The sequence below is a fragment of the Micromonospora sp. NBC_01638 genome, assembly GCF_045209745.1.
In the GTDB taxonomy this organism is placed as follows: domain Bacteria; phylum Actinomycetota; class Actinomycetes; order Mycobacteriales; family Micromonosporaceae; genus Micromonospora.
On the sequence record NZ_CP109273.1, the window covers coordinates 3,742,417 to 3,755,223 of the forward strand.

Consider the following 12,807-nt stretch of genomic DNA (forward strand, 5'->3'; position numbering starts at 1 on the left):
CTGGCAGGCTGGTGGTCGTGCTGACGGTGCCGGTACGACAACTGGGGGAATCGGAGCGCCGCGCGGTCGAGCGACTGCTCGACCATGACCCGTTCGCGGGCGCGCAGGTCGCCGAGCGCATCGCCGCGCGCGGACTCTCCTGGTGGCGGGCCGAGGGCAGGATCCTGGGGTACGGCACTCGGCGCAATCTGGAATCGCTCTGCTGGCTCGGCGGCAACCTGACCCCGGTGCTGGCGACCGACGCCGCGGTGGCCGCCTTCGCCGACCTCCTCGCCGGCGAGGAACGGCTCTGCTCCTCCATCGTCGGCCGGGCAGATGCCGTCCTCGGGCTGTGGGACCGGCTCTCCGACACCTGGGGGCCAGCCCGAGACGTCCGCCCCAACCAGCCACTGCTCGCCGCCGACACCCTGCCGTCCGTACCGGCCGACCCGGAGGTCCGCCAGGTCCGCTCCGGCGAGGTCGATCGGCTCTTCCCAGCGGCGGTGGCCATGTACACCGAGGAGGTCGGCGTCTCCCCACTGGCCGAGGACGCCGGGCGCAGCTACCGCCGGCGGGTCAACGACCTGGTCCGAGCCGGTCGGGCGTACGCCCGCTTCGTCGACGGCAAGGTCGTGTTCAAGGCCGAGCTGGCCGTGGTGACCAAGCGGACGGCGCAGGTCCAGGGCGTCTGGGTGGCACCGGAGTGGCGGGGCCGAGGGATAGCCACCGCCGCCATGGCAGCCGTGGTCCGCGACGCGCTGCTGCGGGTCGCTCCCACGGTCAGCCTCTATGTCAACGACTTCAACCTCCCGGCCCGCAGGGTCTACGAACGCTGCGGTTTCCAGCCGATCGGCACCCTCGCCACGGTCCTCTTCTGACCGTTGCCTGCTGGCGTTGGCTGCGGGCCTTTGGCTGCTGACCTCTGGGGCGCTGGGCGAAGGCTGTTCGCTGCTGGGCGCGAGGTCTGCGTGCCGGTGGTCGTGGCGCAGTTGCCCCGCTGCCCCGCTGCCGCGTGCTGCCTGCCAGCGCTGAACCCGGCCGCTTCGCAGCGGACCTGCAGATCTTGGACACTTACCGTTCAGGGGTAACGGAAACTGTCCAAGGTCTTTACGATCTTCGTGACCGGACGCGGAAACGCCGCTGGCCGGCATCCCGGGTGGGGGTGCCGGCCAGCGGTCGGTGTCGTGCGGGTCGTGCGGTGGGTCAGCTGTTCCAGTGCTGGGCGACGAGGTCGGCGGCCTGCTGCTCCCACTGGGCGTAGGCGTCGGGGTAGGCGGAGACCTGGACGGTCTGCGCGGCCTTGGTCAGGGGCATGTCCTGCCACCCGTCAACCTGCTTCAGGCCCTTGAGGAACGCGGTGGTGGAGTACTCGGGGTCGGTGATCTGCTCCGGGGTACCCCAACCCGAGCTCGGGCGCTGCTGGAACAGGCCCAGCGAGTCGTGGTCGTTGCGGTCGCCGAGGTGGCCCAGGTTCTCCAGCTTCGACTCCTGGAAACTCGTCGCGATGGAGATGACCGCGGCGCGTTCGGGCAGACCGGCCTTCTTCGTGGCGGCGATGATCGCCTTGACGTTCGCGGTCTGCTCGTCGTTGAGGGGGATCCGGGACTGCTCACCCTGGGTGCCGTGCGGGATCAGCTTGCTGGTGTCGGGCTTGTCAGCCTGCACCGCGACGGCGGCGGGCTTGCCCTCGACCGGGTTGGCGGCGTGGGCGGCGATCGGGCCGGCGAAGACGCCACCGGCGAACGCGAGACCAGCAACAGACAACACGCTCTTACGAATGATCGTGTTCATGAGGGTTAGCTCCTTCGGGGGTAAGGACACCCGCTCACCGATGGGGGTCGGCGGTGCGGGTGTGAGCACCTCGTCCGGCGCTGCACATACAAGGGGGGAAAGTCTGCGGGGTGGGCGCCTACGGTTGCTCGGCGTCGGGGTCGGCGGCCTACGGGCGGGGGCTCGTGGGCGCCGGGTTCGTGTGTAACGACCGGGGGGCCGGGGGCATTCCGGGGGTGGCCCATCCATCGGCACCCTCATGGAGGCGGTGGCCGGGTGGTCGTTCGTGGGGACTGCAACGACCGGGCGGGGCCCGGCATTCCAACCCCGGGGGCCCCGGGGGGTGGGGTGGCGGGCCGGTGGTGCTGCGATCGTCAGGGTATGTAACGACCGCGGGCCGGCCATGATTCCGGCCCACGGGTGCGACCGGTCACAACCCAAAGGCGCCCTCGGCCGAACAAACCGCCCAGATAGCCCAACAAGCGTGCCCTCAGGCCACCCAATCCCCAATGATCCACTCGACGTCCTTGATGTCGGGGTGTTCGGGGCGGCGCGATACCCCGACATCACCGAAACCGAGTTGATCATCGAATGCCGATCATGGCGCTGAGTATCAAATGCGGACAAAAGACCAGTCAGGGGCCGGCGTGGGTGATGCATCGCGGCTTGGGCGATCGCCTTTCGGTCGGGCCGGGGGTGTCCCGGGGCGTGGGCGTGGGCGGAAGGCTGAGGGGGCGGGCTGACGGCGGGGGTGAGAGCCGTCCAACCCGATTGTTCGATCGAAGGTGCGTCAGGGGTTGCTCGGCAGTGGGCGGTCGGGCTGTCAGACTTGGCTGATGCCCTGCTCAGGGCCGGGAAAATCGGTTGAGCTGACGGGTCGGCGCCGGCAGGCTGGGGTCTCGGCCACCCCACGTCCGGAGGACTCTCCATGCGCCTGCTCCGAGATCTGTGGGGCACCTCGACACGTCGTATGACGATCGTGGCCGTCCTGATCGTGCTCGGCGCCGCCGGTCAGGCGGGCGCGTCGGCGCTGGCCGGCGCGGTGCTGGTGCACCGCTCGGCCGGGTTCTTCGCTGTGCTGGCGGCGGCGCTGGTCGCCGTGGTCCTCACCGACCTCGCGGTGAGCCTGCTGATGGCCGGTCTGACCGCTGACTGGTCCGCCGACGTGCGTCGCCGGCTCTGTCAGGTGGCTTTCGGGCAGGACCTGCCCACCCTGGAGACCACCCCGGTGGGCGAGCTGCTCGACCGTATCGACGGGGACGTCTACCAGGTGGCGTCGGCGGTCCGTAACCAGGGCACCCGGCTCGCCCAGGGCCTCTGCGTCGGCCTGTTGTCGATGGTCGTCGCGCTGGCCGTGTGGTGGCCGGCCGGGATCGCGATGCTGCTGCTCACGGTGGTGCTCGCGGCCGGGCTGCGCCGGCCCACGGCGCGGATTGCCCCGGCTCGGATGGCTGAGGAGGAGGCGTGGTCCGACCTGGCCGCGGTGATGGAGGAGGCGGTGCACGGCCAGGACGACGTACGGACCAGCCTGGCCCGGCCGTACGTGCTGCGGCTGTACGCCCGGCGGGCCGCCACCGTGTTGTCCCGGGGCAACCTGGTCTGGGTGATGTCCGCCCGGGTGGCCACGGCCGCCACCGCGACGATCCGGGCTGGCATTGGCGTGGTGGTGCTCGGCGGGGCCTGGGCGTTCACCACCGACCGGGTCGACGCCGCTCGGCTCACCGCCATCTGGCTGCTCGCCCTGGCCTTCGGGGCCACCGCGGAACACGTCAGCCGGATGGTGCCGGAGATCCAGGAGGCCCTCGGCGCGTGGGCCCGGGTGCAGTTGCTTCACCAGGCCCGGCAGGAGCCCGTTGGCGGGGCCAGCCCGCCCGAGGGTGACCTGCGCATCCGCGACCTGACGTTCGGCTACCAGGTGAGCGGCCCGGAGAGTGGCCGAGGGGCCGCACTGCGTGGGCTCAGCCTCACCTTCGCGCGCGGCCGCTCGTACGCGCTGATCGGGCGGACCGGTTCGGGCAAGTCCACTCTGGCGAAGGTGCTCACCAGGGCAGTCGACGTGCCGCCGGGAACGGTCTTCCTCGGCGGCACCGACCTGTGCGACCTCGACATCGAGCAGCTGCGCCGTTGGGTGGCGCTGGTGCCGCAGCGCACCGAGATCCTGGCCGGCACGCTCGCCGAGAACGTCGCGCTCTTTGACCCGGAGTTGCTCGACGCCGCAGCCCAGGCGCTGAACGAGCTGGGCCTGGCCGGCTGGATCGCCGAGCTGCCGGAGGGGTTGGCGACCCGGCTGGGGGAGGGCGGGCACGTGCTCTCCGCCGGTCAGGAGCAGCTGGTGGCGTTCGCCCGCATCCTGGTCCGTGACCCGCATGTGGTGATCCTCGACGAGGCCACCGCGCGGCTGGACCCGGTCACCGAGGCACGGGTGCAGCGGGCCACCGAACGACTGCTGCGCGACCGGATCGGCATCGTCATCGCGCACCGACTCTCCTCCGTGCGTCGCTGTGACGAGGTGGTGGTGCTGGCCGACGGCGCGGTGGTCGAGGCCGGCCCGCTGGAGACGTCGACGCGCTTCGCCGAACTTCTGGCGACAAGTCACGCCGCCGCGTACGCCGCGGCGGCGCCGGTTGGCCGCACCGGCGTCGGCACCGACCTGCTGGTCGGCCCCGACCCGGGCGACGCCTGGCCGAGCGAGCCGGCGCCCGCGCCGGTCGGGTCGGTCGCGCCGACCCGGGCCGACCCGCCGCCCCTGCCGCCCGTGCCGCCGGCCCGGACGCTGCGGGAGATCGTCCGACTCTGCACCAACGATCCCCGGTACGGGTTGGCCGCGGTCGGGCTGTTCCTCGGGCTCAGCCTGCTGGGTCTGGACGGGCCGGTGCTGCCCTGGCTCTGGGCCGACCTGGTCGACGGGACGGGTAATCCGTACCTGCCGGCGGTGGGGATCGTGGCCGGGCTGCTGGTGACCCTGCCGGTGCCGTACTACACCCACGTCTGGTTCCCCCAGTGGTGGGTGCGGCAGATGCTGCGGATCGGCCTGCGCCTGGTGCACGGCCAGACCGGGCCGCGCCGGGTCAGCTCGCACACCCCGGCCGAGGTGGTGGCGCAGGGCGGCGACACCGAGCGGGTGGTCCAGCTCGCCGACAACGTGCTGGACCAGGCCGTCGCGCTGGTCCTGGTGGTCGCCATGACGGCGGTCACCGGCAGCGTCGTACCGGGGCTGTTCTTCCTCGGCACGATGGTCGTCTCCGGGCTGGCCGCGACGATGTTCGGGCCGAAGCTCGAGCGTGCGGCCCGGGCGACCGTGACGGCGCGGGCCGCCTTCGCCACGGCGCTGGTCTCCGCGCTCTCCGCAGCGCGGACGGTGAAGCTTGCCGGCGCGACCACGGCGGTGCTACGCCACCTGGCCGACCTGGACGTGCTGCGCAGTGACCGGCAGCGGCGGGAGATCTCGGTGCAGGTGTGGTCGCGTTCCACGCCGTCGGTGGCCAGCGGGTTGTTGCCGATCGGCGCGTGGGCGCTCTACCTGAACGGCGGGATCTCCGCCGGGGCGGTGCTGGTGGCCGTCTCCACCCTGGGCGCGGCCCGCTGGTTCGCCTGGACAACGGCGTCGTTGATCTCCCAGCTGCCCTCGGCGCGGGTCTGGACCCGACGCACGGTGGCGATGACCGGGGTGAACGCGTACTCCGCGGGGGTTTCGGCGGTCGACCTGGCCGCCGGGACGGCGCCCGCGCCGACGCCACCGCCCCGGCATCCGCTGCGCCGGCTGGAGTTACGGGGCTTCGGGGTGTTGCACTCCGACGGTACGGTCGCCGTCCGGGATGTGGACCTGACCGTGCAACGTGGGCAGTTGGTGCTGGTTGTCGGGCCGGTGGGGTCGGGCAAGTCCTCGTTGCTGCGGGCGCTGGCCGGGATCGTGCACCACACCGGCCAGCTGGCCTGGAACGGCGACCCGGTCACCGAGCCGGAGCTGTTCCTGCGCCCCAATCAGGTCGGCTACGTCGGCCAGTTGCCTCGGGTGCTCTCCGGCACGGTGGCCGACAACATCGCACTCGGGCACCAGGTGGACGCGGCCGGGGCGGTCAGCACCGCTCAGCTCGACCATGATCTGGCCGCCGCTGGCGGTGGGCTGGGTCTGCTCATCGGGCACAAGGGCACCCGGCTCTCCGGCGGGCAGTTGCAGCGGTTGGCGTTGGCCCGGGCGCTGGCCCCGCGTACCGAATTGTTGGTCGCGGACGACGTGTCGTCGGCGCTGGACGTCACCACCGAGCTGGCGCTGTGGCAGGCGTTGCGTGGACATGGGGTGACCGTGGTCGGCTCGACCGCGAAACGCGCCGCGTTGGTCCGGGCCGACCACGTGGTGGTGCTGCTCGGTGGCACGGTGGCGGCCCAGGGCACCTGGCAGGACCTGGAGGGCGACTGGTCGCACCTGGCTGGTTGACGGTCGGACGGCGGGGTTGACGGTCGGACGGTTACGCGGTGCGGCAGCCGCCCGACCGGCCCGGGATCAGGCGCGGGCGTACTGGGCGGGCCCGGTGTATGCGACGCCGAGCTTGGCGGCGGCCCGGCGCGGCCAGTACGGGTCGCGCAGCAACTCCCGGCCGAGTAGCACCAGGTCGGCCTCGCCGCTGGCGATGATCTGCTCGGCGTGCTCGGGCTCGACGATCAGGCCCACCGCGCCGGTCGGTACGCCGGCCTCGCGGCGGATCTGGGCGGCCAGCGGCACCTGGTAGCCGGGGCCGAGCGGGACGCGCTGGTCCACGCTCACGCCACCGGAGGAAGCGTCGACCAGGTCGACGCCCACGCCGGCCAGCTCGCCGGCGAGCACCACGCTGTCCTCGATCGTCCAGCCGCCCTCGACCCAGTCGGTGGCGGAGATCCGGGTCAGCACCGGCACGTCCTCACCGACTGCGGCGCGCACCGCGCGGGCCACCTCCAGGGTGAGCCGCATCCGGGCGGCCCGGTCGCCGCCGTAGGAGTCGGTGCGGTGGTTGGTCAGCGGGGAGAGGAACTCGTTGAGCAGGTAACCGTGGGCGGCGTGGATCTCCACGGCGGCAAAGCCGGCGGCCAGCGCACGGTCGGCGGCGGCCGCGAACGCGTCGACGACACTGGCGATGCCGGCCTCGTCGAGGGCGCTCGGCGTCCGGTAGCCGGCGGTAAACGGCTCCGCACCGGGGGCGACGGGCGTCCAGCCACCGTTGGCGTCCGGCACACCGCCGCGTTCCGATGCCCACGGCCGATAGGTGGAGGCCTTGAACCCGGCGTGCGCGAGCTGCACGGCCGGCACCGCGCCGTGGGCGGCGAGCAACCCGGTCACCGGCCGCCACGCGTCGACGTGCGCGCCGGACCACAGCCCGGTGTCCTGCGGGCTGATCCGGCCCTCGGGCAGTACGGCGGTCGCCTCGGTCAGCACCAGACCGGCGCCGCCGACCGCGCGGGTGCCGAGGTGGATCAGATGCCAGTCGGTGGGCAGACCGTCCGGGCCGGCCGAGTACTGGCACATCGGCGCCATGGCGATCCGGTTGGGCAGGTTGACCGCGCGTAGGGCCAGCGGTGCGAACAGGGAGCTCATGTGGTCATCCTCTCGAAAACGGAGACGGACCCCTCGGGGGCAGGGGCCCGTCTCCGTCGGTGTCAACCTGGTCAGGCGGGAACAGGGCTCAGTTCGTCGTTCCGGTCCGGTCGGGTCTCCGCGATCGGGTCCGGGTCGGTCAGGTCGCGGCGACCGGCGGACTCGTAGGCGACCCGGTCGAGGGTGCCCTCGCGGGCAGCGACCACGGTCGGCACCAGGGCCTGCCCGGCAACGTTGGTGGCGGTGCGGATCATGTCCAGGATCGGGTCGATGGCCAGCAGCAGGCCGGCGCCGGCCAGCGGCAGGCCCAGCGTGCTGAGGGTCAGGGTGAGCATCACGATCGCGCCGGTCAGGCCGGCGGTGGCCGCCGAGCCGACCACCGAGACGAAGGCGATCAGCAGGTAGTCGGTGACGCCGAGCTGCACGCCGAACACCTGGGCCACGAAGATCGCGGCGAGGGCCGGGTAGATCGCGGCGCAACCGTCCATCTTCGTGGTGGCGCCGAAGGGCACCGCGAACGAGGCGTACTCGCGCGGCACGCCGAGCCGCTCGACGGAGCGCTGGGTCACGGGCATGGTGCCGACCGAGGAGCGGGACACGAAGGCCAGCTCGATCGCCGGCCAGGCGCCGGCGAAGAAGCGCAGCGGGTTGAGGCGGCCGGCGAGGACCAGCACCAGCGGGTAGACCACGAACAGCACGATGGCGCAGCCGACGTAGACGGCGGTGGTGAACGTGGCGAGGGGGGCCAGCAGGTCCCAGCCGTACGAGGCCACGGCGTTGCCGATCAGGCCGAGGGTGCCGATCGGGGCGAGGCGGATGACCCACCAGAGCGCCTTCTGGACGATCTCCAGCAGGGAGCGGTTCAGCGCCACGAAGGGCTCGGCGGCGTCGCCGACCAGCAGGGCCGCGGCACCGACCACGATGGCGAGGAAGACGATCTGAAGGACGTTGCCCTCGACGAAGGCGCCGACCGGGTTGGTGGGCACGATGCCGGTGAGGAAGTCGGTCCACGAGCCGGTGTTCTTCGGCGGCGCCGCGCCACCCAGGTCGAGGGTCACTCCCTTGCCCGGGTTGACGAGCAGGCCGAGGCCGATGCCGATGCTCACCGCGATCAGGGCGGTGATGCCGAACCAGATCAGGGTCTTGAGCGCGAGCCGGGCGGCGTTGGCCACACCGCGCAGGCTCACCACGCTGACCACGATGGCGGTGAAGACCAGCGGCGGCACGGCCAGCTTGAGCAGCTGGATGAAGAGGCCACCGACGGTGTGCAGGGTGCTGGTCAGCCAGCTCAGGTCGTTGGTGCGGGCCAGGAAGCCCAGCGCGACGCCGAGCACGAGGCCGAGCAGGATCTGCACGGAGAAGGGAATCTTGCGCAGGCTGAAGGGCATGAGAACGTGTCCAATTGTCCGGTCTGATCGGGGCAGGCGTAGGAACGCAGCTAGCCCGGACAGATGCCGCTGGCCTGCAGTCGGAGATCGACATACAGGCGGACGGTGAGGCCCCAGATGTTGGTCATCGCTGGGCCACGTTACGCCGGCCCTTCTCCGAGGTGAAAGGAATGCTGGTCGTGATGCTCCTTACAGCCCTAGCGGCGGGCCAGGGCCAGGGCGGTGGCGGTGGCCAGGCCCCACAACACGGCGAGCGCGAGGATCAGCCGCTCCAGCACACCCACCACCGTGCCCCGGCCGAGGAGGAGCATCCCCAGCCCCAACGCGGCAGCGAGCGGTAGGGCCAGCGCGACGGCCACGCCGGCCAGCCGACGCACCACCGGGCCCGCCGGCCCGGACACGGCGAGCGTGACCATGGCGAGGACCACCGTCGCGGTCGCCGCGATGCTCGCGCCGCCATGCACCAGATCCGCCGTCGTGGCTCGCTCGAACGGCGGCAGCGGGCAACCGGCGGAGCAGGTCACCGCCCCGGACACCGCGGTGAACACGGCACCGGTGGCGAGCAGCGCCGGGGCCGCCGCCCACACCCCGGGAGGCAGCGCCGCGCCGACCAGCAGCAACGCGCTGGCCAGGGCGAGGATCCCGATCCGGTACGTCGCGGCGTAGCCACTGCCGGCGATGCCCGACTCACTGACGTACCCGGTGAGCCCTGGACCGGGACCGGCGACCACGGCGACCGTCACCGCGACCGCACCGGCCAGCGTGCAGCCGACCGCGGCGGACCCGGCGACCCGGCGGGCGACGTCCGAGCCAGCCCTCGGCGCGGTCGTGGTGCCGGGCCGACCCGGCTCAGCCACGCCCGTGTGGCGTGCTCCAGCCGGACTCGTCAGGCCCGAGCGGCACGATGCCGCTCGGGTTGATCTCCCGGTGGGTGCCGTAGTAGTGCCGTTTGATGTGGTCGAAGTCCACCGTCTCGCCGAAGCCCGGGGTCTGGAACAGGTCCCGGGCGTACGCCCAGAGCACCGGCATCTCGGTCAGTTTGTTGCGGTTGCACTTGAAGTGCCCGTGGTACGCGGCGTCGAAGCGGACCAGCGTGGTGAACAGCCGCACGTCGGCCTCGGTGATAGCGTCACCCATCAGGTAACGCTGCCCGGCCAGCCGCTCGGAGAGCGCATCCAGCCGGGCGAAGAGTGCCCGGAACGCCTCGTCGTACGCCTCCTGGGAGGTCGCGAACCCGCACCGGTAGACGCCGTTGTTGACGTCGGTGTGGATCTCGGCCATCAGCGTGTCCATCTCGGGGCGCAGTTCGACCGGGTACAGATCCGGCGCGTCCGGAGCGTGCAGCCGCCGCCACTCGGTGGAGAAGTCGAGGGTGAGCTGCGGGTAGTCGTTGGTGACGACCTGGCCGGTCAGGCTGTCGACCAGCGCCGGCACGGTCACCCGGCCGGTGTAGTCCGGGTCGGTGGCCAGATATGCCTCGGAGAGGAAGCTGACGCCGAGGACCGGGTCGAAGCCGTCCGGGTCGAGGGCGAACGCCCAGCCCCGCTCGTCCCGGATCGGGTCGACGGTGCCCAGCGAGATGGCGTCGTCCAGCCCGAGCAGGCCGCGCACGATTCTCGCCCGGTGCGCCCACGGGCAGGCGCGGCACCAGATCAGCCGGTACCGGCCGGCCTCCAGCGGCCAGCGGCCCTGCTCGTCGGGGCCGCCGCCGGGCAGGGCGGTCGAGTCCGGGGTGACCCGGCCGGTGAACCGGTTGGGCTGGCGGACGAACGCACCACCACCGCTGGTCTCTGCGCTGAACTGTGCCCGGGTCATGCCGTCAACCTATCCGCTGCGCGCGCGGATATCCTGGCGCCCGGAAGCCCACCTGACCACGGTGGGATGCCCCACCCCCCGCCGTCTGCACCCCCTTAAGGACTCGCGATGACCGTGGCATACCTAGTGGCCGGTGTCCGTACCCCGATCGGCCGGTACGCGGGCGCGCTGGCCGGCGTCCGCCCCGACGACCTGGCCGCGCACGTGATCCGTGAGCTGGTCGCCCGCCACCCGTCGGTGGACTGGGCGCGGGTCGACGACGTGGTGCTCGGCTGCGCCAACCAGGCCGGCGAGGACAACCGCAACGTGGCCCGGATGGCGGCGCTGCTGGCCGGCCTGCCCGAGGAGGTGCCGGGCACCACGATCAACCGGCTCTGCGGCTCTGGGCTGGACGCCCTCGCCACCGCCGCCCGGTCCGTCGTGGCCGGGGACGCGGAGCTGGTGATCGCCGGCGGGGTGGAGAGCATGAGCAGGGCGCCGTTCGTCATGCCGAAGGCGACGTCGGCGTACTCCCGCTCGGCCGAGGTGTACGACACCACCCTGGGCTGGCGGCTGGTGAACCCGTTGATGCGGGACGGGTGGGGGGTCGACTCGATGCCCGAGACGGCGGAGAACGTGGCCGCCGAGTACGGCGTCAGCAGGGCCGAGCAGGACGCCTTCGCGTACCGCTCACAGCAGCGCGCGGCCAAGGCGCAGGCCGACGGCCGATTCGCCGAGGAGATCGTGGCGGTGTCCGTGCCGGCCGGTCGCCGCCAGACCCGACTTGTCGAGGTCGACGAGCACCCCCGGGAGACGTCGCTGGAGAAGCTGGCCGCGCTGCCCACCCCGTTCCGGGCGGGCGGCACGGTGACCGCCGGCAACTCCTCGGGCGTCAACGACGGCGCGGTCGCGCTGCTGGTGGCCAGCGAGGCGGCGGTGCAGCGGTACGGCCTGACCCCGCTGGCCCTGATCGGCGGTGCGGCGGCGGCCGGCGTGCCGCCCCGGATCATGGGGATCGGCCCGGTGCCGGCCACCCGCAAGTTGCTCGACCGGGTCGGCGTCGAGGTGGGCGCGGTCGACGTGGTGGAGCTGAACGAGGCGTTCGCCGCGCAGTCCGTGGCGGTGCTGCGTGAGCTGGGACTGCCCGTGGACGCCGAACACGTCAACCCGAACGGCGGTGCCATCGCGCTGGGGCACCCGCTCGGTGCCAGCGGCGCGCGGCTGGCGCTGACCGCCGCCCTGGAATTGCGCCGTCGCGGAGGCCGCAGGGCTCTGGCCACCATGTGCATCGGTGTCGGACAGGGCATCTCGTTGCTGCTGGAGTCGGCTGACTGAGCGCGGAAAGAGCCTGAACGAATCTCCCGACTCTGGAGTCCGCCGCTTAGAGTGGTCCACACCACCCGACCCCCGCGGGTCGACCGGTGCTCGCGCGTGCCCGGGTACGCCCCGGCGCCGGTGCCGTCCCGCGCCGCGGCGATGAACTGGGGAGCACGCTGATGCCGGACGGACTGCCGACCGAGATCGATCTGACCAGGCCGAGCGCGGCCCGGGTGTACGACTACTTCCTGGGCGGGGCGCACAACTTCGAGATCGACCGGCAGTTGGCTGAGCAGATCGCCAGCATGACCCCGAATCTCGCCGCCACCATGCGCTCCGGCCGTGAGTTCCTGCGTCGGGCCGTCCGGGTGCTGCTCGACGCCGGCGTCGAACAGTTCCTCGACATCGGCTCCGGAATTCCCACCGTGGGCAACGTCCACGAGGTGGCGCAAGGGCTGAACCCCAAGGCCCGGGTGGTGTACGTCGACATCGACCCGGTGGCGGTCGCGCACAGCCGGGAGTTGCTCGCCGGCAACGAGTTGACCGGGGTCATCCACGCTGACCTGCGCGAGCCGGCTCGGATCCTCGCCGAGACCCGGCAGCTCGGGCTGATCGACTTCAGTCGGCCGGTGGGCATCCTGCTGGCCGGGGTGGTGCATTTCATCCCGGACGGCGACCGGCCTGAGGAGATCCTGGCCACCCTGCGGGCCGCCGCCGCGCCGGGCAGCTTCCTGGTCGTCTCGCACTCCACCTTCGAGGACCAGCCACAGGAGATGCTGGATGCCCAGCGGCTCTCCGCACGGACGGACACCGAGATCACCCTGCGCTCCCGCGCGCAGGTCACCGGTTTTTTCGGCGATTGGACGGTCCTCGAACCGGGCGTGGTGCACATGCCGCTGTGGCGACCCGACTCGTCGTCGGATGTGGACGAGCACCCGGAGCGGTTCGGCGCCTTCGGGGGCGTCGCCCGGTACGACCAGCCCGCCGGCTGAC

Annotated in this window: 9 protein-coding genes; 4 read left to right on the plus strand and 5 right to left on the minus strand. The window is 72.2% G+C overall.

All coding sequences use genetic code 11. From position 1 onward, the window contains the following. Positions 1-17 precede the first annotated feature (17 nt). Positions 18-857, plus strand: a complete 840-nt coding sequence (locus OG811_RS17740) for a GNAT family N-acetyltransferase (protein ID WP_354993180.1) — start codon at positions 18-20, stop codon at positions 855-857. A gap of 325 nt (positions 858-1,182) precedes the next feature. On the opposite strand, the gene OG811_RS17745 is transcribed toward OG811_RS17740, so the two are convergent. Continuing rightward, the gene (locus OG811_RS17745) at positions 1,183-1,770 is read right to left on the minus strand and encodes a hypothetical protein (RefSeq protein ID WP_406067198.1); all 588 of its coding nucleotides are present in this window, start codon (positions 1,768-1,770) and stop codon (positions 1,183-1,185) included. 907 nt (positions 1,771-2,677) lie between these two features. Between OG811_RS17745 and OG811_RS17750 the strand changes: the two genes are divergently transcribed. After that, positions 2,678-6,184 (plus strand): ATP-binding cassette domain-containing protein, encoded by a 3,507-nt coding sequence (locus OG811_RS17750; protein WP_406067200.1) that lies wholly within the window; start codon positions 2,678-2,680, stop codon positions 6,182-6,184. 66 nt (positions 6,185-6,250) lie between these two features. On the opposite strand, the gene OG811_RS17755 is transcribed toward OG811_RS17750, so the two are convergent. The 4 genes from OG811_RS17755 to OG811_RS17770 form a co-directional block, all read right to left on the minus strand. After that, positions 6,251-7,315, minus strand: a complete 1,065-nt coding sequence (locus tag OG811_RS17755) for an NADH:flavin oxidoreductase/NADH oxidase (protein WP_406067201.1) — start codon at positions 7,313-7,315, stop codon at positions 6,251-6,253. Positions 7,316-7,386: 71 nt separating this feature from the next. After that, positions 7,387-8,691 carry a dicarboxylate/amino acid:cation symporter gene (locus OG811_RS17760; RefSeq protein ID WP_406075776.1) on the minus strand — a complete coding sequence of 435 codons (1,305 nt, stop codon included), beginning with the start codon at positions 8,689-8,691 and terminating at the stop codon, positions 7,387-7,389. 209 nt (positions 8,692-8,900) lie between these two features. After that, the gene (locus OG811_RS17765; protein ID WP_406067202.1) at positions 8,901-9,560 is read right to left on the minus strand and encodes a DUF998 domain-containing protein; all 660 of its coding nucleotides are present in this window, start codon (positions 9,558-9,560) and stop codon (positions 8,901-8,903) included. Then, positions 9,553-10,518 carry a glutathione S-transferase family protein gene (locus OG811_RS17770; RefSeq protein WP_406067204.1) on the minus strand — a complete coding sequence of 322 codons (966 nt, stop codon included), beginning with the start codon at positions 10,516-10,518 and terminating at the stop codon, positions 9,553-9,555. The genes OG811_RS17765 and OG811_RS17770 overlap by 8 nt, the downstream gene beginning before the upstream one ends. A gap of 108 nt (positions 10,519-10,626) precedes the next feature. On the opposite strand from OG811_RS17770, the gene pcaF reads away from it, so the two are divergent. Continuing rightward, positions 10,627-11,832, plus strand: a complete 1,206-nt coding sequence (gene pcaF / locus OG811_RS17775) for a 3-oxoadipyl-CoA thiolase (RefSeq protein WP_406067206.1) — start codon at positions 10,627-10,629, stop codon at positions 11,830-11,832. Positions 11,833-11,993: 161 nt separating this feature from the next. Continuing rightward, the gene (locus tag OG811_RS17780; protein WP_406067208.1) at positions 11,994-12,806 is read left to right on the plus strand and encodes an SAM-dependent methyltransferase; all 813 of its coding nucleotides are present in this window, start codon (positions 11,994-11,996) and stop codon (positions 12,804-12,806) included. Position 12,807: the final 1 nt, after the last annotated feature.

Coding starts and splice junctions, on each gene's coding strand:
- OG811_RS17745 (WP_406067198.1), bottom strand. CDS start 1,770: ATGAACACGATCATTCGTAAGAGCGTGTTGTCTGTTGCTGGTCTCGCG.
- OG811_RS17750 (WP_406067200.1), top strand. CDS start 2,678: ATGCGCCTGCTCCGAGATCTGTGGGGCACCTCGACACGTCGTATGACG.
- OG811_RS17755 (WP_406067201.1), bottom strand. CDS start 7,315: ATGAGCTCCCTGTTCGCACCGCTGGCCCTACGCGCGGTCAACCTGCCC.
- OG811_RS17770 (WP_406067204.1), bottom strand. CDS start 10,518: ATGACCCGGGCACAGTTCAGCGCAGAGACCAGCGGTGGTGGTGCGTTC.
- pcaF (WP_406067206.1), top strand. CDS start 10,627: ATGACCGTGGCATACCTAGTGGCCGGTGTCCGTACCCCGATCGGCCGG.
- OG811_RS17780 (WP_406067208.1), top strand. CDS start 11,994: ATGCCGGACGGACTGCCGACCGAGATCGATCTGACCAGGCCGAGCGCG.